General features: G+C 73.2%; 16 protein-coding genes and 2 tRNA genes. 8 read left to right on the top strand and 10 right to left on the bottom strand.

Features of this window, described 5'->3' with window-relative positions:
- Positions 1-2: 2 nt before the first annotated feature.
- On the bottom strand, positions 3-1,403 hold the full coding sequence (gene leuC / locus A6R01_RS05905) for a 3-isopropylmalate dehydratase large subunit (RefSeq protein ID WP_292604474.1): 1,401 nt from the start codon (positions 1,401-1,403) through the stop codon (positions 3-5).
- 222 nt (positions 1,404-1,625) lie between these two features.
- On the opposite strand from leuC, the gene A6R01_RS05900 reads away from it, so the two are divergent.
- Positions 1,626-2,357, top strand: a complete 732-nt coding sequence (locus A6R01_RS05900; protein ID WP_179531577.1) for an IclR family transcriptional regulator — start codon at positions 1,626-1,628, stop codon at positions 2,355-2,357.
- A gap of 88 nt (positions 2,358-2,445) precedes the next feature.
- On the opposite strand, the gene A6R01_RS05895 is transcribed toward A6R01_RS05900, so the two are convergent.
- Together A6R01_RS05895 and A6R01_RS05890 are read right to left on the bottom strand one after the other, a co-directional pair.
- The gene (locus tag A6R01_RS05895) at positions 2,446-2,928 is read right to left on the bottom strand and encodes a methylated-DNA--[protein]-cysteine S-methyltransferase (RefSeq protein WP_292604472.1); all 483 of its coding nucleotides are present in this window, start codon (positions 2,926-2,928) and stop codon (positions 2,446-2,448) included.
- Positions 2,928-4,502: an AlkA N-terminal domain-containing protein gene (locus A6R01_RS05890; RefSeq protein ID WP_292604470.1), complete on the bottom strand. Its 1,575-nt coding sequence runs from the start codon at positions 4,500-4,502 to the stop codon at positions 2,928-2,930. The genes A6R01_RS05895 and A6R01_RS05890 overlap by 1 nt, the downstream gene beginning before the upstream one ends.
- 136 nt (positions 4,503-4,638) lie before the next feature.
- Between A6R01_RS05890 and A6R01_RS05885 the strand changes: the two genes are divergently transcribed.
- Both A6R01_RS05885 and A6R01_RS05880 read left to right on the top strand, forming a co-directional pair.
- Complete coding sequence (locus tag A6R01_RS05885; protein ID WP_292604468.1) at positions 4,639-5,805, top strand: LCP family protein; 1,167 nt, start codon at positions 4,639-4,641, stop codon at positions 5,803-5,805.
- Between the two features lie 171 nt (positions 5,806-5,976).
- Positions 5,977-6,354, top strand: a complete 378-nt coding sequence (locus A6R01_RS05880) for an MmcQ/YjbR family DNA-binding protein (RefSeq protein WP_292604466.1) — start codon at positions 5,977-5,979, stop codon at positions 6,352-6,354.
- A gap of 112 nt (positions 6,355-6,466) precedes the next feature.
- Here A6R01_RS05880 and A6R01_RS05875 read toward each other — a convergent pair.
- The 7 genes from A6R01_RS05875 to A6R01_RS05845 all read right to left on the bottom strand — a co-directional run bounded on the left by A6R01_RS05875 (position 6,467) and on the right by A6R01_RS05845 (position 12,684).
- Positions 6,467-6,539 (bottom strand) — tRNA-Glu (locus A6R01_RS05875).
- Positions 6,540-6,668: 129 nt separating this feature from the next.
- A tRNA-Gln gene (locus A6R01_RS05870) sits at positions 6,669-6,740 on the bottom strand.
- A gap of 49 nt (positions 6,741-6,789) precedes the next feature.
- The gene (locus A6R01_RS05865; RefSeq protein ID WP_292604464.1) at positions 6,790-7,845 is read right to left on the bottom strand and encodes a type II CAAX endopeptidase family protein; all 1,056 of its coding nucleotides are present in this window, start codon (positions 7,843-7,845) and stop codon (positions 6,790-6,792) included.
- A gap of 14 nt (positions 7,846-7,859) precedes the next feature.
- Positions 7,860-9,314, bottom strand: a complete 1,455-nt coding sequence (gene gltX, locus A6R01_RS05860; protein WP_292604571.1) for a glutamate--tRNA ligase — start codon at positions 9,312-9,314, stop codon at positions 7,860-7,862.
- Positions 9,315-9,376: 62 nt separating this feature from the next.
- Positions 9,377-10,186 (bottom strand): fumarylacetoacetate hydrolase family protein, encoded by an 810-nt coding sequence (locus A6R01_RS05855; RefSeq protein WP_292604462.1) that lies wholly within the window; start codon positions 10,184-10,186, stop codon positions 9,377-9,379.
- A gap of 33 nt (positions 10,187-10,219) precedes the next feature.
- Positions 10,220-11,524 carry a D-arabinono-1,4-lactone oxidase gene (locus tag A6R01_RS05850; RefSeq protein WP_292604460.1) on the bottom strand — a complete coding sequence of 435 codons (1,305 nt, stop codon included), beginning with the start codon at positions 11,522-11,524 and terminating at the stop codon, positions 10,220-10,222.
- Positions 11,521-12,684, bottom strand: a complete 1,164-nt coding sequence (locus A6R01_RS05845; RefSeq protein WP_292604458.1) for an alanine racemase — start codon at positions 12,682-12,684, stop codon at positions 11,521-11,523. The genes A6R01_RS05850 and A6R01_RS05845 overlap by 4 nt, the downstream gene beginning before the upstream one ends.
- 78 nt (positions 12,685-12,762) lie before the next feature.
- Here A6R01_RS05845 and A6R01_RS05840 point away from each other — a divergent pair, with 78 nt between their 5' ends.
- The 5 genes from A6R01_RS05840 to A6R01_RS05820 all read left to right on the top strand — a co-directional run bounded on the left by A6R01_RS05840 (position 12,763) and on the right by A6R01_RS05820 (position 19,142).
- Positions 12,763-13,650 carry a 3-methyladenine DNA glycosylase gene (locus tag A6R01_RS05840; RefSeq protein WP_292604456.1) on the top strand — a complete coding sequence of 296 codons (888 nt, stop codon included), beginning with the start codon at positions 12,763-12,765 and terminating at the stop codon, positions 13,648-13,650.
- A 44-nt stretch (positions 13,651-13,694) separates the two neighbouring features.
- Positions 13,695-13,958 carry a hypothetical protein gene (locus A6R01_RS05835; RefSeq protein WP_292604454.1) on the top strand — a complete coding sequence of 88 codons (264 nt, stop codon included), beginning with the start codon at positions 13,695-13,697 and terminating at the stop codon, positions 13,956-13,958.
- A gap of 125 nt (positions 13,959-14,083) precedes the next feature.
- Positions 14,084-15,547 carry an aspartate aminotransferase family protein gene (locus A6R01_RS05830; protein ID WP_292604452.1) on the top strand — a complete coding sequence of 488 codons (1,464 nt, stop codon included), beginning with the start codon at positions 14,084-14,086 and terminating at the stop codon, positions 15,545-15,547.
- Complete coding sequence (locus A6R01_RS05825; protein WP_292604451.1) at positions 15,544-16,854, top strand: SidA/IucD/PvdA family monooxygenase; 1,311 nt, start codon at positions 15,544-15,546, stop codon at positions 16,852-16,854. Before A6R01_RS05830 ends, A6R01_RS05825 begins: the two co-directional genes overlap by 4 nt.
- On the top strand, positions 16,851-19,142 hold the full coding sequence (locus A6R01_RS05820; protein ID WP_292604450.1) for a GNAT family N-acetyltransferase: 2,292 nt from the start codon (positions 16,851-16,853) through the stop codon (positions 19,140-19,142). The genes A6R01_RS05825 and A6R01_RS05820 overlap by 4 nt, the downstream gene beginning before the upstream one ends.
- Positions 19,143-19,351 lie beyond the last annotated feature (209 nt).

Genomic DNA, 19,351 nt, shown 5'->3' with positions numbered 1-19,351 from the left:
TCTCAGACCAGGTCCGCGGGCGAGGCGAGCGTGCCCTTGACGGCGGTGGCGGCGGCGACGGGCACCGAGACCAGGTGGGTGCGACCACCCTTGCCCTGGCGACCCTCGAAGTTGCGGTTGGACGTGGACGCGGAGCGCTCCTGCGGGTCCAGGGTGTCGGGGTTCATGCCCAGGCACATGGAGCAGCCGGCGCCGCGCCACTCGCCGCCCGCCTCCTTGAAGACGACGTCGAGTCCCTCCTCCTCGGCCTGCAGGCGCACCCGCACCGAGCCGGGCACGACCAGCAGCCGGGTGCCCTCGGCGACCTTGTGGCCCTTGATGACCTCGGCGGCCAGGCGCAGGTCCTCGATGCGGCCGTTGGTGCACGAGCCGACGAACACGGTGTCGACCTTCACCTCGCGCATGGGGGTGCCGGCCTCGAGACCCATGTAGGCCAGGGCCTTCTCGCAGGCCACCTTGTCCGTGGCGTCCTCGAAGTCGTCGGGTGACGGGACGTGCGCGCCCAGCGGGACGCCCTGACCGGGGTTGGTCCCCCAGGTGACGAACGGCGTGACGTCGCCGGCGTCGATGACGATCTCCTTGTCGAAGGTCGCGTCGTCGTCGGTGCGCAGGCTCTTCCAGTGGGCGACGGCGGCGTCCCACTCGGCACCCTTCGGCGCCTCGGGCTTGCCCTCGATGTAGTCGAAGGTCGTCTGGTCCGGCGCGATCATGCCGGCCTTGGCTCCCCACTCGATGGACATGTTGCAGACCGTCATCCGGCCCTCCATCGAGAGCTGCTCGATGGCCTCGCCGCGGTACTCGACGATGTAGCCCTGGCCGCCACCGGTGCCGGTCTGCGCGATCAGGTAGAGGATCAGGTCCTTGGCGGTGACGCCCTCGGGCAGGGTCCCGTTGACGGTGACGGCCATCGTCCTCGGCTTGGCCTGCATCAGGGTCTGCGTCGCCAGCACGTGCTCCACCTCGGAGGTGCCGATGCCGAAGGCGATCGCACCGAACGCGCCGTGGGTGGAGGTGTGGCTGTCGCCGCACACGATCGTCATGCCGGGCTGGGTGAGGCCCAGCTGCGGGCCGACGACGTGGACGATGCCCTGGTCGAGGTCACCGAGGGGGTGCAGCCGGACACCGAACTCGGCGGCGTTCTTGCGCAGCGTCTCGACCTGGGTTCGGGAGACGGGGTCGGCGATCGGCTTGTCCCAGTCGAGCGTGGGGACGTTGTGGTCCTCGGTCGCCAGCGTGAGGTCGGGACGGCGCACCGGGCGCCCGGCCAGCCGCAGGCCGTCGAAGGCCTGCGGGGAGGTGACCTCGTGGATGAGGTGGAGGTCGATGTAGAGGAGGTCCGGCTCCCCGGGGGTCGATCGGACGACGTGCTCGTCCCAGACCTTCTCGGCAAGGGTCCTGCCCATGACGCACTCCTTCGTGACCTTCGGTTGGCGGGTGTCCGTCCGGCCCGACGGCGTACGGAGGCACGCAGGGTCGGGCGGTTCGACAGGTCGATGCTACGCCCAAGATCCCATCTCGTGAGACACGATTCCCAGGATGTGAGACCGCTCTTGCCAAGGCAAAGACTCGTGAGGCGCGCGTCACAGTGCTTGCCATCCCATTCCCCGAGACATCAGTATTGCTATATGGACAGCAGTGGAGTGGGCGTTCTCGACAAGGCGGCGATCGTGCTGACGGCCCTGGAGTCGGGCCCGGCGACCCTGGCGGGCCTGGTCAGCGCCACGGGCCTCGCCCGACCCACCGCGCACCGTCTCGCGGTGGCGCTGGAGCACCACCGTCTCGTCGCCCGCGACATGCAGGGCCGCTTCGTCCTCGGCCCGCGGCTCGCCGAGCTCTCGGCCGCCGCCGGCGAGGACCGCCTCCTCGCCACCGCCGGCCCTGTGCTCGCGCGACTGCGCGACATCACCGGCGAGTCCGCCCAGCTGTGGCGCCGCCAGGGCGACCACCGCGTGTGCGTGGCGGCCGCCGAGCGCCCCTCCGGCCTGCGCGACACCATCCCCGTCGGCACGCAGCTGACGATGCGTGCCGGTTCCGCGGCCCAGGTGCTGCTGGCCTGGGAGGACCCCGAGCGCATGCACCGCGGCCTGCAGAACGCCGCCTACTCCGCCGCCGCCCTCTCCGGCATCCGCCGACGCGGCTGGGCGCAGTCGGTCGGCGAGCGCGAGCAGGGCGTCGCCTCGGTGTCCGCCCCGGTCCGCTCCCCCAGCGGCAAGATCATCGCCGCCGTGTCGGTGTCCGGCCCGCTCGAGCGGCTCTCGCGCACGCCGGGTCGCATGCACGCGCCGGCGGTCATGGCCGCGGCCGAGCGGCTCTCGGAGTCGCTGCGCCGCGCCGCGGCGGACGGTCAGTCGGCCTGATCGCGGCCTCGCCGGGTCGGCCGTGCGTGAGCGACGGCTCGGCCGTGCGTGAGCGACGGCTCGGCCGTGCGTGAGTGACGGTTCGGCGTCAGAAGAGCGCGTCGGTGCGTTCGAGGTCCAGCAGCAGCTGCTTGCGCTCCAGCCCACCGGCGTACCCGGTGAGGGTGCCGTTGGCGCCGATGACGCGGTGGCAGGGGATGACGATCGGGATCGGGTTGCGGCCGTTGGCCAGGCCGACCGCGCGGGAGGCGGCGTTGGTCATGCCCAGGCGGTGCGCGATGGCGCCGTACGACGCGGTCTCGCCGTAGCCGATGCCGCGCAGCTGCTCCCAGACCCGTTGCTGGAAGTCGCTGCCCTGCGGGGCGAGCGGGAGGTCGAAGTCGGTGAGCGTGCCGTCGAAGTAGGCGGCCAGCTGGCGCACGGCCTCGACCAGCACCGGGAGGTCGTCCTGCCGCGCACCACGGGGGCGTCCGTCGCCCTCGGCCCAGGGCGAGAACTCGATGGCCGTGATCGCACCGCGGTGCTCGACGATGCGCAGCGGCCCGATGGGGCTCGGGGTCTCGGTCCACATCAGTTGGTCTCCTGCAGGTCGGTGGGCTGGGGTGCCGGCTCGGGGGTGGGCGGCATCAGGGTCTGCCACAGGTGCAGCAGGGCGTAGGAGCGCCAGGGGCGCCACCGGTCGCTGCCGACGATCGCCTCCGCCGGGTCGGCGCCGAGCCGCGTCAAGGCGGTGCGCACGCCCACGTCGGTCGGGAGGAACACGTCGGGGTGGGCCAGCGCGCGCATCGCGACGTAGTCGGCGGTCCACGGGCCGATGCCGGGCAGCGCGAGCATCCGCTCGCGTACCGCGTCGCGCTCGGGTCCGCGGTCGAGCGCGACCTCTCCCCAGGCCAGCGCCGCCGCCAGCCCGACGAGCGCACGCCCACGCGTCCGCGGCATCGGGAGCGTCTCGGGGTCGAGGCCGGCCACGACGTCGGTGCGCGGGAACACGTGCGTCAACCCGGGTACGCCGGTGTCGACCCGGGTCCCGTGCGCGGCGACGATCCGGCCGGTCACCGTCCGGGCGCCGGTGACCGAGACCTGCTGGCCGATCACCGTGCGAAGCGCCGTCTCCCCGCCGTCGACCTGGCCGGGCACGCGCAGGCCCGGGTGACGGGCCACGAGGGGGGCGAGCAGCCTGTCCGCACCCAGGTGCGCGCTCACCGCCAGCGGGTCGCAGTCGGCGTCGACGAGCCGTCGGGCGCGCTCGACGGCGGCGCCGGTGTCACGCAGGTCGGTGAGCGTGAACGTCGCCGCCACCTGGGCGGTGCGGCCGGGCTCGAGGTCGTCGAGCGAGGGGTCGAGGTGGAGGCGCAGGGTGCCGGGGCCGTGCGGGAGGTCGAGGGTGCGGGCGTACCAGCCGGGTCCGGCGACCTCGACGCCCGGCACGAGGTGGTAGGCCAGGAAGTCCAGCAGCGCCGTGGCCGCGAAGGGCGTGCGGACCGCCAGTCGCATGGTGAGCGTGCCCGCGGCGGTCGACTCGGCCGCACCGTGCGAGCCCGCTGCGGATCGGCGTGCGCGCAGGGCGCTGGGACTGGCGTCGTACACCTCGCGGACGGTGTCGTTGAACTGCCGCACGCTGGCGAAGCCGGCGGCGAAGGCGACGTCGGCCAACGACAGGTCGGTGGTCTCCACCAGGACCCTCGCCGTCTGCGCCCGGCGCGCCCGGGCGAGGGCGAGCGGCCCGGCACCGAGCTCGGCGACCAGCACGCGCCCGAGGTGGCGCGGCGTGTAGCCGATGCGCCGGGCCAGGCCCTCGACCCCCTCACGGTCCACGACGCCGTCGGCGATCAGCCGCATCGCGCGGCCGGCCACCCCGGCGTGGACGTCCCAGTCCGGGCTGCCCGGCGTGGCGTCCGGCAGGCAGCGCTTGCAGGCGCGGTAGCCGGCGGCCTGCGCGGACGCCGCGGAGCGGTGGAAGGTCACGTTGCCGGCGGCGGGGGTGCGTGCCGGGCAGGAGGGCCGGCAGTAGATGCCGGTCGTGCGGACCGCGGTGTAGAAGACACCGTCGTAGCGGCGGTCGCGCGAGCTGACGGCGGCGTAGCAGGACGCCGGATCCAGCCCCCGGTCCAGCACCGGGTCCAGGGGGCTCGTCGTCTCGCTCACGATGCCATCATGCACGTCGCCACCGACAGTCTCTGGCGGGAATCGGACACGGCCGCGGGCCGGGACGCGGTGCCACGACGCACCGTCCGGGCCGGGGGTGCGCGGGCGGTGACCACCCCTGAGGGAGGATCGGGGGGTGCCACAGCACCTGCGGGTCGACCATTCCCACCGACGGACCGTCGTGCGCGTCGTGCTGCTCACCCACGTGCTGCTGGCCATCGTGACCGCAGCGGCGGTCACCCTGGCCTACCGGCACCTCGACGGCGACATCCGCTCCCAGGACGTCACGGGGATGCTGACCGACCGCCCGGAGAAGCAGGAGGTCGAGGGCCCGAAGGAGCCGCTGAACATCCTCGTGATGGGCACCGACGACCGCTCGTGCGAGGGCTGCGCCATCGACGGCGAGTCCGGCGGCGGAGGCTCGGACACCACGCTGCTGGTGCACGTCTCCGCGGACCGCCAGGAGGCCTACGGCATCTCGTTGCCCCGCGACGCCCTGGTCACGCGGCCCGACTGCATGGACGACGACGGCGAGGTGATCCCGGGCGGTGAGCTCGAGATGTTCAACTCCGCCTTCGCCCTCGGCGGTCCGGCGTGCACGATCCAGACGGTCGAGCAGCTCACCGGGGTGCTGATCGACCACTACGTCACCGTCGACTTCAACGGCTTCGTCGACATGGTCGACGCCGTCGGCGGGGTGGAGGTGTGCATCCCCAAGGACGTCTCCGACCCGACGCACAACATCTTCTTCGACGCCGGCACCCAGACCCTCGAGGGCCGGGAGGCGCTCGACTACGTCCGCGAGCGCTACGTGCTCTCGGCCAACTCAGACATCGGCCGGATGCGTCGTCAGCAGGCGTTCATCGCCTCGATGATCAACAAGGTCGTCTCCGCCGGCACCCTGACCCGTCCCGACCGCGTCTACAGCTTCCTCTCCGCGGCCACCCGGTCGATCACCGTCGACGAGGAGCTGGGCTCGATCCAGGACCTGGTCGACCTGGCGCTGCAGTTCCGCGACACCGGGCTGGGCAGCATCGAGTTCGTGACGGTGCCCAACGAGGCCTACGCGCCCGACCCGAACCGGCTCGTCTGGTCCGACAAGGCCGCCAAGCTGTGGAAGCGCGTGGCCAAGGACAAGCCACTGACCAAGAAGCTCGGTCGGCGGTCCATCAGCGCCAAGGACCCGGTCGGCACCTCGTCGGCCGACCCGAGCGCCACGGCCACCGAGCCCGTCGACCCCGACGAGGCGGCCGAGCGGGAGAAGGAGCGGGCCGAGGCGCTCGCCAACGGCCTCTGCGCCTGAGGTTCCGGACCGGCGGTGGGCAGTCACCCTTTCCGTCGGCCGGATCGGTCGAGGACTCACCGCTCCCGCCGGCTCGGGTCGGGCAGCGGTGAGTGATCAACCCATGGACGACCCCGGACGGTTGAGGACTCACCGCTCCCGGGCGTCGGTGGCTCGTGCCAGGCTGGGCCCGTGAGCCGCCGCAAGGAGCGTCCCGAAATCCCCGAGGAGTGGGTACGCCGCATCGACGGCGTGCTCGGGGCGTTCCCCCGGTGCGCGGCCGAGCCGGCCTGGGTCGGCACCCGCTGGCGGGTGGGGTCGGCCACGGTGGCGCACGTGTTCGGCGGCGAGGACGGCCTGTTCCGCATCATGTTCCGCGCCGAGCCCGACGAGGTGATGGCGCTGCAGCACCTCGGCGACCCGTACTTCAAGGCCTCGTGGGGCAGTGACGTCGTGGGGCTGCTGCTCGACGACGACACCGACTGGGCCGAGCTGGCCGAGCTGCTGACCGACTCCTACTGCGTCCAGGCGCCCGAGCGGCTGGCCGCGCAGGTCCAGCGGCCGGGCTGAGCCGCGCAGGCCCAGCGGCCGGTTGAGCCGCGCCGGCGCCCGGTGCGAGGACAGCCGCGAGCACGAGGAACGACGAAGGCCCGGTCCTGGTGGACCGGGCCTTCGTGAGACGTACTCCGTACGGGATTCGAACCCGTGTTTCCGGCGTGAGAGGCCAGCGTCCTAGGCCACTAGACGAACGGAGCATGTTCTTTATTCTGTTGCTTCGGGCTGCCTCTCGGCCTCCCTGGCGACCTGCGGAACTCTAGCCTCAGGCCTTCGTCCCGGCCAAATCGGGGTGATCCTGAGCGGATCTCCGACCTGGTGGTCACTTGCTGGGGTACTAGGACTCGAACCTAGAACAACTGAACCAGAATCAGCCGTGTTGCCAATTACACCATACCCCAAGGGGGTACCTCGCCGCCTGCTCCGCAGGCCCGAGGACCGACGGGAACCTTACACGCGAGGGTCGGGGCCGACCAATTCGGAGGGGGGTCCCGGCGGACCACCCCAGGGACCCGGCGGACCTGGCGGACCCGGCGGGCCCGGTGGGGGCGGAGGACCGGAGGGGCCCTGGGTGCCCGGCGGCCCCGGGGGCCGCTGTCCCGCCGACGGCGTCGGGCCGCCCTCGGTGGCGATGCCGGCCCGACGGGCCACCCACAGCACCACGCCGAGGTAGACCAGGCTCTGGGTCAGCGTCACGGGCAGGCTCCACCAGGTGCCGCCGGTGGGGTTCATGGCCGTGGTCATGTCGCTGAAGGCCAGGGCCATGCCGAAGGCCAGCAGGTTGTTGAGCACGTGCATGGCGATGCCGGCCTCGAGCCCACCGGTGGCCAGCACCAGGAAGCCCGCGACGAGCCCGAACGCGAACCGGTCGACGAAGACCGGCGGGTCCTGCGCCCCGTGCGCCAGGGCGAAGAGCAGGGCGGGCACCACGACCGCGACCACCCGCGAGGGGATCAGGGTGCCGACGGCCTGGGTGAGGTAGCCCCGGAACGCGAACTCCTCCCCCGCCGCCTGCAGCGGAGTGAGCAGCACGACCACGAGCAGGAAGTCGCGCATGGTCCGGCTCCACGAGTTGAGCTCACCGGTGATCTCGGCCCCGTTGCCCTGCGCGGGCAGGACGGCCGAGACGACCAGGGTCGCGACCAGCGCCACCACGGAGAGCCCGAGGCAGGTCGCCAGCCACCCCCACCGCACCCGGCGTACGACGGAGGCGGCCCAGCCGGGGTGCAGCCCGTGCACGAGCCACACGGCCAGCACCACCGCCGGGATCGCCGCGGCCCAGCCGATGTTGACCAGTGCCAGGAACGACGGGGTGATCTCGTCGGTGCCGGAGAGCCGGTCCAGTGCCACGTCCGGCGGCAGGCCGCCGAGGATCAGCCCGGCGGCGATCACCCCGGCCGCCGCGGTCTGGGCGACCAGGAAGATCACCCCGACCATGACGACGCCCAGCAGCACCCACCAGCGCGACGGGCGGCCGGCGGTGAGCAGGCGGTGGTAGGCCAGCACGGGTGGCTCCCGGATCAGAGCGCGGAGGCCAGGCGGGCCAGCGACCGCTCGCGCCCCAGCAGCTCCATCGACTCGAACAGCGGCGGGCTCACGCGGCGGCCGGTGACCGCGACACGGACGGGGCCGTAGGCGACCCGGGGCTTGAGGCCCATCTCGTCGACCAGCGTCGCCTGCAGGGCGTCCTGGATCGCCTGGGTGGACCAGGTGTCGAGCGCCGCGACGGCGTCGTGCGCGGCCTTGACCACGCCGCGGCCGGTCTCGTCGAGCAGCTTGGCGACGTCGGCCTCGTCGCGGGTGAAGTCGGCCTCGTCCACGAAGAGGAACCCCAGCATGTCGGCGACCTCGGCGAGCTTGTTGACCCGCTCGGCGACCAGCGGCATCGCCAGCTCCAGCAGCTGGGCGTCGGCGTCACGCACCGGGTCTCCGACCACGCCGGCGGCCTTGAGGAACGGCAGCGCGCGGTGGGTGATCTCCTCGACCGGCAGCATCCGCAGGTGGGCGGTGTTGATGGCCTCGGCCTTCTTCAGGTCGAATCGCGCCGGGTTGGCGTTGACGTCGGCGATGTCGAAGGCCTCGACCATCTCCTCGAGCGTGAACACGTCACGGTCGGCCGCGATCGCCCAGCCCAGCAGCGCCACGTAGTTGAGCAGGCCCTCGGGCAGGAAGCCCTGGTCGCGGTAGGCCAGCGCGTGCGCCTGCGGGTCGCGCTTGGAGAGCTTCTTGTTGCCCTCCCCCATGACGTAGGGCAGGTGGCCGTAGAGCGGGGTGGCCTCGGCGACGCCGATCGCCCTCATCGCCTCGAACAGCGCGATCTGGCGGGGGGTCGAGGAGAGCAGGTCCTCGCCGCGCAGCACGTGGGTGATGCGCATGGTCGCGTCGTCCACGGGAGCGGTGAGCGTGTAGAGCGGGTCGCCGTTGGCGCGGCACAGCGCGAAGTCGGGGACGAACTGCGTCTCGAAGGTCACCTCGCCGCGGACCAGGTCGTCCCAGGTGATCGAGCCGTCGGGCATCCGGAAGCGCACCAGCGGCTCGCGGCCCTCGGCCACGAACGCGTCGCGCTGCTCGGGCGAGAGCTCGCGGCAGAAGCCGTCGTACCCCATCACCTTGGAGCCGGACTCCTTGCGGCGCGCCTCCACCTCGTCGTTGCGGCAGTAGCAGTCGTAGGTGTACGACGACTCCCGCAGCTTGCCGAGCACGTCGCGGTAGAGGTCGCCCCGCTCGGACTGGCGGTAGGGGCCGTAGGAGCCACCGACCTCGACGCCCTCGTCCCAGGTCAGGCCGAGCCAGCGGAAGAGCTCGAGGATCGCGGTGTAGGACTCCTCGGTCGAGCGCTCCTTGTCGGTGTCCTCGATGCGCAGCACGAACGTGCCGCCGCGACCGGTCAGCTCGGCGTGCTTGGCGAAGGCGTAGTTGAACAGGGCGGTGCGGACCAGTCCGACGTGCGGGGACCCGGTCGGCGACGGGGCCATCCGGACGCGCACAGGCGTGTCGGGCGTGGCGGGACCCTGGGTGGTGCTCTCGGACACGGGGTTCAGCGCTCCTTGATCGTGTTGGTCAGCGCGCCGAGGCCGTCGATGGCGACCTCGACCTCGTCGCCGACGTGCATGCGGCCGACGCCCTCGGGGGTGCCGGTGAGGATGACGTCGCCCGGCAGCAGGGTCATCACGCTGCTGACGTGGGCGACGAGGGTGGGGACGTCGAAGATCATGTCGGCGGTCGAGCCGTCCTGGACGACGTCGCCGTTGAGGTAGGTGCGCACGCGCACGCCGTCGGCGAAGGCCTGCGGGTCGAGGTCGGTCTCGACCCAGGGGCCCAGCGGGCAGAAGGAGTCGAAGCCCTTGGCCCGCGTCCACTGGTCGTCGCTGCGCTGCAGGTCGCGCGCGGTGACGTCGTTGGCGATGGTGTAGCCGTGGATGACGTCGGTGGCCTTCTCGGGCGGGACGTCGCGGCAGATCCGGCCGATGACCACGGCCAGCTCGCCCTCGTACTGCAGGTCCTGGGTCTGGCGCGGGTGGAAGACCGGGTCGCCCGGGCCGACCACCGAGGTGTTGGGCTTGAGGAACATCAGCGGCTCGCTGGGCACGTCGTTGCCGAGCTCGGCCGCGTGCTTGGCGTAGTTGCGGCCGATGCCGACGACCTTGCTGCGGGGCAGGACCGGCGCGAGGAAGCGGACGTCCTCGAGACGGTGCTCCTGCTCGAGCAGCTTGACGCCGACGTACAACGGGTCGCCGGCGAGGGCCACGATGACCGCGTCCTCGCCCAGCTGGCCGTGCTCGTCGAGGTCGCCGGTCACGACGCCGTACTGCGGGTCCTCGCCCGTGGTGAATCTCGCGATGCGCACCGCTCGACCCTATCGAGTCCGGCCGCGCGGACCTCAGTCGCCGAGCACCTGCCTGAGGTGGTCGTTGGCGAGCAGCCGGTGCGGGTCGGCCTCGTCGCGGATCGCCAGGACGTCGCCGAAGCGGGCGTAGGCCCGGGAGAGGTACGCCGAGTCGAGGGTGTGCCGCTTGCCCCAGTGCGGCCGGCCGTCGTGGGCGACGAAGACCTCCTGGGCGGCGGCGAAGTACGGCGAGGGGTCCTGGCGGTGGTAGGTGTGCACCGCCACGTAGCAGCTCTCGCGCTCGTGGGCGGTGGAGAGCCACACGTCGTCGGCGGCGGTGAAGCGCACCTCGATCGGGAACGACACGTGCTCGCCGCTGGTCGCGAACCACCGCTGCAGGGCGCCGATCACCTCCGGCAGCGCGGCGCGGGGCATCGCGAACTCCGACTCGTGGAAGCGCACCCGACGGCGCGACACGAACACCTCGTGCGACGGCGCGACGAACTCTCGCGCCGAAAGCGCCGAGCCGGAGAAGCGGTTGATCCGCGGCACCAGCGAGGGCCGGGCGCGGGCGACCCGGTTGAGCACCTCGAACGCGCCGTTGCTGAGCAGCTCGTCGTCCACGAGGCCGCGCAGCCGGCCGATCGGCGCCGGGGCGGTGCCCTCGGGCACGCGGTTGTTGCGCTTGAGCAGGGCCTTCTCGGTGTGCGGGAACCAGTAGAACTCGCAGTGGTCGTTGCCCCCGACGAGCTCCGGCAGCCGCTCGAGGACCTCCGGCAGCGGCATCGGCTCCTCGCGGGCGTGGAGCAGGAACGCGGGCACGCACTGCAGGGTGACCTCGGTGACGATGCCCAGCGCGCCCAGCGAGACCCGCACGGCGCCGAACCACGGGTGCTGCTCGTCGACCTCGACCACGTCGCCGGACGCCGTCACCAGCTGCACGGCGACGACGGCCTTGGCGATGCCGTGCAGCCGGTCACCGGTGCCGTGGGTGCCGGTACCGATCGCTCCGGCCACGGTCTGCGGGTCGACGTCGCCGAGGTTGGGCAGCGCCAGGCCCAGCCGGTCGAGCTCCCGGTTGAGGGTGCGCAGCGACATCCCCGCCTGCACCCGCACGCGGCCGTCGGGCGTGTGCCCGAGCAGCCTGGCCATCCCGTCGAGCCGCACCTGCACGCCGTCGGTCGCGCACAGCGGCGTGAAGGAGTGACCCGAGCCGACCGGGCGCACCGTGAGGCCGTCGTGGGCGGCGTCGGCGAGCACCTGCGCGACCTCGGCGGTCGAGGTGGGCGCGGCCACCCGCTGAGGGGTGCAGCGGACGCTGCCGCTCCAGTTGCGCCACGTGGTCCTGGTGGTGCTCATCCGAAGACCCTCCCCTCGCCTCGGTACGTCGGCACCACGCGCGTGACCCCGTCCGCGTCGACCCGGGCGACCTCGGCCAGCCGCTCGCACATCTCCCCTGCCTTCGCGTGCCGCAGCAGCACCCGGTCGCCGACCGCCAGCGTGCCGGCACCGGCTCCGCGGACCGGGGTCTGCACCTCGCCCGCGCCCTCGGCGCGGGTGAGCGCCAGGCCCTCCGGCCACACCGGGGTCGGGGCGCGGCTCGCGCCGGTCGGACCGGAGGCGATGAAGCCCCCGGAGAACAGCGTGGCGAGATCCGCGGCCGGACGACGCACGACGTCGAGCGCGTAGTAGCCCGCGGGGCGGGGGCTGAAGCCGGCGTACCCGTCGAAGAGGGTGGGGGCGAAGAGGCCGGAGCCGGCGGTGAGCTCGGTGAGGACGGGGTCGTCGCCGACGACGTGCAGGCTGCCGGTGCCGCCGGCGTTGACGATCTCCAGCTCCGCGTGGCGTCCGACGGCGGTGACCACGGCCGCGCGTCGGTCGACGAGCTCGGCGGCGGAGCGGCGCTTCATCAGCCGGACCGCGGGCGAGGAGTCGGGGACCCCGGCGATCTGCGCGTCGTAGAACATCAGCCCGACCAGCGCGAAGCCGGGGCGCTCGGCGACCGCGCGCGCCAGTCGCTCGGCCTCCTCGGCGGTGTGCACCGGCGAGCGGCGGGCGCCGAGGTGCAGCGGGCCCAGCCGCAGCGAGGCGTCGACGTCGAGGCAGACCCGGATCGTGGGGTGGCCGGCCCCGAGGACCGCGTCGACGAGGTCGAGGTGGTCGGTGGAGTCGACCATGACCGTGATGGCGGCGCGGCGGTGCTCGTCGGCCACGAGGTCCCGCAGCGCCTCGCGGCTCACCGAGGGGTAGGCCAGCAGCACGTCGTCGTGGCCGAGGTCGGCGAGCCACACCGACTCGGCCAGCGAGTAGGTCATCACGCCGGCGAAGCCCGGGCGGTGGAGCACCTCCTCGACCACCGAGCGGACCCGCACCGACTTCGTCGCCACCCGGATCGGCACTCCGCCGGCGCGGCGGACCAGGTCGTCGGCGTTCGCGGCCAGCGCGTCGTCGTCGACGATCCCGAGCGGCGCCTCGAGGTGGGCGGTGGCGGACAGCAGCTGGGCTCGCCGGTGGACCATGTGCGCCAGTCAACACCAGCCCGGCGGCGTACGTCGTCGGTTCCTGCGCGCGCGTCGGGCGCGCCTACCGTGGGACCCATGCAGGTGCGGACGGTGCTGTCGCGGGCGGAGTGGGAGCCGCTCGCCGAGGCGCACGCCGCGCGGGGGGACCGCTACACGCGACCGCACCTCGAGCGCCGCGAGGCGCGGGTCAAGCACCCCGTCCACGACTTCCTGTTCACCTACTACTCCCAGCGGCCCGCGCAGCTGCGGCGCTGGCACCCAGGTGTCGGCGTGGCGCTCGAGGACGCGCCCGAGCACGCGGGCTGGAAGGGCTACCGGGTCGTGCCCCCCAGCGGGCGCCATAGCGCCCGCTCAGGGGCACGAGTCGAGGTGGACCCGGCGTACGTCGCTGCGCAGCGCCCGCTCGTCGAGGCGATCCGGCGGCTGCTGGTGGCCACCGCGTCGCGGCCGCCCCAGCTGGGCTGCTTCGGGCTGCACGAGTGGGCGATGGTGCACCGCGCCTCCGAACACGGCACCCGGCACGAGTGGCCGCTGCGGCTCGGCGAGCGCGGCACCGACGAGGTGGTCGAGGGGCACCGGATCACCTGCACCCACTTCGACGCGTTCCGCTTCTTCACCCCCTCCGCCCGGCCGCTGAACACCCTGAGTCCGGGGTCGAAGGACCGCGAGGAGTTCGAGCAGCCGGGCTGCCTGCACGCCGGGATGGACCTCTACAAGCACGCCTTCCGGCTCAGCCCGATGGTGCCCTCGGAGCTGGTGGCCGACTGCTTCGAGCTGGCGTGGGACATCCGCGTGCTCGACATGCGCGCGTCGCCGTACGACCTGGCGGACCTGGGGCTGGAGCCGGTGCGCATCGAGACCGCCGAGGGCAAGCGGACCTACGCCGACGCGCAGGCCGCGTTCGCCGCGCGGGGCGCTCCCCTGCGCGCACGCCTGGTCGAGGCGTGCGACGCGCTGATCTGAGTCGAGTGGCTCAGGTCACGCCCGGACGTGCCGAAGGACAGGGCATGACCCACCTGCTGCGACTCGACGCCGTGGCGCACCGCGACGAGTTCGCCGTGCGGCTGGACGGCCACCTGCTCGGCCACGTCGTCCGCGACCCCCGCGCCCTCACCGAGATCTGGACCTGGTGGGCCGACGGTGGCGGCGTCCCGCAGCAGCACGAGGACTCCCGCGAGATGGCGGTCTACCGCCTGCTCGTCGGGTACGGCCTGGACTTCTCCACCGCGCGTTCGCTGGTGCAGCGCGGCGCCGTGCTCGTCGCCGCCTGACCCGCCCCTCGCCTCCCACCTTCACTCGATCGGTCACGTCGTCCGCGATCCGGGCGGCTGTTTGCACCCCTACTCGAGGTGCGCTTAGGTAAGCCTTACCTAATCCATCTCGGGAAGGATTCTCGGTGCCACCCACCCCTGCCCTCCTGCGGCACGTGCTGCACCCGGCCCACGCCGGCGAGTACGCCACCGCCACCCGCCTGGCCGTCGACCACCTCACCACGGCCCTCGGCCGGGTCCGCGGCCCCGCGACCGGCCTGGACCCCGACCGCGCGGCCAAGCCCGTGCGCGACGTCGACCTCGACGCGCCCCTCGGGTGCACCGCCCAGGCCCTCGCCGAGCTCGACCGCGTCTGGCTCGACGACACCGTCTGGTTCCACGAGCCCGGGTACGCCGCCCACCTCAACTGCCCGGTCCTCATCCCCTCCCTGGTCGCCGAGGTGCTCGTCAGCGGCGTGAACGCCAGCCTGGACACCTTCGACCAGTCAGTCGGCGGCACGTTCGTGGAGCGCCACCTGGTCGACTGGGTCTGCGAGCGGGCGGGCCTCGGCCCCGCCGCCGACGGGGTCTTCACCTCCGGCGGCACCCAGTCCAACCTGCAGGGCCTGCACCTGGCCCGCGACCACGTCCGCGCGCGCACCGGGGCCGACCTCGACCGGCTGCGGGTGCTGGTCTCGGTCGACGGGCACTACTCCGTCCAGCGGTCGGCCCGACTGCTGGGCCTCTCCCCCGACGCCGTCATGGCCGTCCCCGTCGACGGGCGGCGCCGGATGCGTCCCGACGCGCTGGCCGACGCGTTGTCCCAGGTGGAAGCCGAGGGCACCGTGCCGATGGCCGTCGTCGCCACCGCCGGCACCACCGACCACGGGGCGATCGACCCACTGGGCGCGGCCGCCGACCTCGCGCACGAGCACGGGGCGTGGCTGCACGTCGACGCGGCGTACGGCGGTGGGCTGCTCGTCTCCCGCCGGCGCCGGCACCTCCTCGACGGCATCGAGCGCGCCGACTCGGTGACGGTGGACTTCCACAAGACGTGGTTCCAGCCGGTCTCGTGCAGCGCCGTGCTGGTCCGCGACCGCGCGCACCTGCGGCACGTGACGGCCCACGCCGACTACCTCAACCCCGCCGACGGCGGCGGGCTGACGACCCGCCGGCCCGACCAGGTCGACAAGAGCCTGCAGACCACGCGGCGCTTCGACGCGCTCAAGCTGTGGCTGACCCTGCGGGTGATGGGCGCGGACGCGGTCGGGGAGCTGGTCGACGCGGTCGTCGACCTGGCCCAGGCCGCACACCAGCGGTTGCGCGAGGACGACCGTGTCGAGGTGCTCGCAGCCCCGGAGCTCAGCACCCTGCTGCTGCGACCGGTCGCCCCCGGGCTCGACGCCGCCGCGGTCGACGCGCTCGTGCCGCGGGTGCGCGCGGCGCTCTGGGACGGCGGGGAGCACGTGGTCGCCGCGACCGTCGTGGACGGGCGCCGCTGGCTCAAGCTCACCCTGCTCAACCCGATGGCCGGCGTCGAGGACGTGATGTCGGTGGTCGAGGGCATCGTCGCCGCTGCGGACGACCTGCTCGGGGAGAAGGCGGCATGAGGGTCCACGACCTGCTCGGCATCGGTCTGGGCCCCTTCAACCTGGGTCTGGCCGCACTCGCCGACCCGCTGCCCGACGTCGACGCGGTCTTCCTCGAGGGCCGCGAGGAGGTGTCCTGGCACCCCGGGATGATGCTGTCCGAGGCCACCTTGCAGGTGCCGTTCCTCGCCGACCTCGTGACGATGGCCGACCCCACCTCTCGGTGGTCCTTCCTCGCCTTCCTCAAGGAGACCGGGCGGCTCTACCCCTTCTACGTGCGCGAGTCGTTCTACCCCCTGCGCAGCGAGTACGACGACTACCTGCGCTGGGTCGCCGAGCGGCTGCCGTCGGTGCGGCTGGGGCAGCGGGTCACCGGCGTCGAGCGCGGGGACGACGGCGTCTACACCGCGACCACGGCTGCCGGCGACACCTGGCACGCGCGGCGGCTGGTCCTCGGGGTCGGCACCCGGCCGAGCCTTCCCGACAGCGTGCGCGCCGCCGGTGGCCCGGCGGTGCACACCGCCGACTACCTCCCGGCCCGCGAGCGCCTGCAGCGCTGCCGCACGGTCACGCTCGTCGGCAGCGGCCAGAGCGCGGCCGAGGTCTACCACGACCTGCTCGCCGCCAGCCCCGACCACGACTACGACCTGGTGTGGCTCACGCGCAGCCCGCGCTTCTTCCCGATGGAGTACACCAAGCTCACCCTCGAGCTGACCTCCCCGGAGTACTCCACCTACTTCCAGAGCCTCCCCGACGCGACCCGCGCCCGTCTGCTCCGCGAGCAGCGCAGCCTCTACAAGGGCATCAGCGGCGAGCTGGTCGACGCGATCTCCGACCTGCACTACCGGCTGCGGGTCCAGGGCCACGGTCCGCGGACCACCCTGGTCACCAACACCTCGCTGACCGGCGCCACCTGGGACGGCACGGCCTACGACCTCGCGCTTCACCACGACGAGACCGGCGAGGACTTCGCGCTGCGCACCGACGGCCTGGTGCTCGGCACCGGCTACCGCGCGGAGCTGCCCGCCTTCCTCGACGGGGTCCGCGACCGGTTGCGGCTCGACGGGGAGGGCCGGCCGTGCGCGGACGCGTCGTACGCCGTCGACGTCACCGGCCGCGAGGTCTTCGTGCAGAACGCCGAGGAGCACACCCACGGCTTCGTCGCCCCCGACCTCGGCATGGGCGCGCACCGCAGCGCCACCATCCTCAACGCCGTCACCGGGCGCGAGGCCTACCCCGTCGAGAAGCGGGTCGCCACCCAGACCTTCGGCGTGCCCGAGCACCTGCGCACGCACCGCACGGCCCACCCCCAGGAGGTCTCCGCATGAGGACCACGATCGAGCCGCTCACCCTGGACGGGGCGACCGTGCGGATGCTGCACCGCTGGGTCACCCACCCCCGATCCCGCTACTGGCAGATGGGCGAGGCGTCCCCCGACGAGGTGGCGCTGGAGTACGCCGGCATCAGCGCGTCGGCGACCCACCACGCCTGGCTCGGGCGGGTCGACGGCGAGCCGACGTTCCTCGCCGAGACCTACGACCCGGCGCACTCCCCGCTCGCCGGGCTGCCGGAGGTGCGCGAGGGCGACCTGGGCATGCACGTGCTCGTCGCACCCCCCGAGGGGCCCCCGCGCTCGGGGCTCACCCGCACAGTCTTCGCCGCGGTGCTCGAGCACTGCTTCGCCGAGGAGTCCGTACGCCGCGTGGTCGTCGAGCCCGACGTCGGCAACGACGCCATCGCCCGGCTCAACAAGGAGGCCGGCTTCGTCGTCGCCCGCACCGTCGAGCTGCCCGGGAAGACCGCGGCGCTGTCGTTCCTGACCCGCGAGGACTGGGTGGCGGCGTCCGGCCGGCAGACCGACCCGGCGCCCCACCTCAGCCCGTCCCTGCTGGCAGCCGCCCAGCGCCGGCTGGTGACCAAGGCGCTCTCCGAGCTGTGCCACGAACGGCTGTTCGCGCCCGTCCCGGACGGGCCCGGACGGTGGCGCGTGGCCGGGCCGACGTCGACCCACCGCTTCGCGGCGCGGGTCCTGCCGCTGGAGCACTGGGACGTCGACCCCGACTCGGTCACCCGCGAGGTCGACGGCGAGGCCGTGGACCTCGACGTCCAGGAGCTCGTGGTCGAGCACGCCGAGGCCCTCGGGCTGCGCGGCGACCTGGTCGAGGTCTACCTCGAGGAGCTGGCCGCCACCCTGGCGTGGACCTGCTGGCAGCTGGCCCACCCGGGGCCGCCGGTGGCCTCGCTGCTGTCGGCCTCGCACGGCGAGGTGGAGGCCGCGATGACCGAGGGTCACCCGGGCTTCCTGGCCAACCGCGGGCGGATCGGCTTCGGCCTCGCCGACCACGAGGCCTACTCCCCCGACGCCGCCGCTCCCGTCCGGCTCGTGTGGCTGGCCGTGCGCCGCGACCGGGCCCGGCTCTCGCTGGGCGAGGGCTGGACCGAGGAGGGGCTCTACGCCACCGGTCTCGGCTCCGACGTCGAGCTGATGCACGACCGGCTTCGCCGCCGCGGGCTCGATCCCGCGGACCACCTGCTGATGCCGGTCCACCCCTGGCAGTGGGACCGCAAGGTCGCGGTCACCTTCGCCCCCGACGTGGCGCGGCGCGACCTCGTGGTGCTGGGCGAGGGCACCTCGCGCCACCAGGCGATGCAGTCGATCCGGACCTTCGCCGACCTGGACCATCCGCGTCGACCGCAGGTGAAGACCGCGCTGGCCATCCAGAACATGGGGTTCGTGCGCGGATTGTCACCGGCGTACATGGAGGCGACGCCGGCGATCAGTGACTGGGTGGCCCGGCTGGTGACCGAGGACCCGGCGCTGCAGCGGATGGGGTTCTCGGTGCTGCGGGAGGTGGCGGCGGTCGGCTACACCGGCGACGTCTTCCACCGCGCCGCCCCGGGTGCACCGCAGCGCAAGATGCTCGCAGCCCTGTGGCGGGAGAGCCCGGTGGGGGCGGTCGGCGACGGCGAGCGCATCGTGACGCTCGCCTCGCTGCTGCACCGCGACGCGGCCGGTGACTCCTTCGCCACCGCGCTGGTCGAGGCGTCCGGGCTCACCGCGCGGGAGTGGCTGGCCCGGTGCCTGGACGCCTACCTGCGCCCGGTCGTGCACTGCCTGCTGGCCCACGACCTCGCATTCATGCCGCACGGGGAGAACCTCCTGCTGGTGCTGCGCGACCAGGCCCCCGTGCGCTGCGTGATGAAGGACCTCGGGGAGGAGGTCGCGGTGCTCTCCCAGACCCGCGCGCTGCCGCCGGAGGTCGAGCGGGTGCGCGCCGAGGTCGACGACGACGACCGGTGCCTGGCGGTGCTCACCGACGTCGTCGACGGCGTGCTGCGCCACCTCGCCTCGATCTGGGACCGCGACGGCGTGCTGCCCGTGGCCGACTTCTGGGACGAGGTGGCCTGCTGCCTCGAGCGCCACGCCGCCGACCATCCCGAGCTGGCGTCGGCGGCGGCCGACTACGACCTGCAGCGGCCGACGTTCCGGCACTCCTGCCTCAACCGGCTCCAGCTGCGCGACGCCCGCCACATGGTCGACCTGTCCGACCAGGCCTCGTCGTTCCTGTACGCCGGCGAGCTGGACAACCCGCTGCACCGCGGGGTCGTCGGCTGAGCCGGCCGGGTTCGTCGGCTGGCCGACAGACCCGGGAGTCAGACGGAACCTGTCAACCTGCGTGGAGTCGGTCGCGGTTGGTTTCTTGGTTGATGGCCACTTGGGCCATAGGGGTCGGTACCCGGGGCGGGCTGGCGAACCGTTCGGGGTGGGCGGTGTAGAGGGCGTCCATGGCGGCTTGGCGCCGATGGTGGACACCGGTCCAGGTG

It is taken from the genome of Nocardioides sp. REDSEA-S30_B4 (assembly GCF_001627265.1).
Lineage (GTDB): Bacteria > Actinomycetota > Actinomycetes > Propionibacteriales > Nocardioidaceae > Nocardioides.
This window is presented reverse-complemented; position numbering and strand designations above follow the sequence as displayed.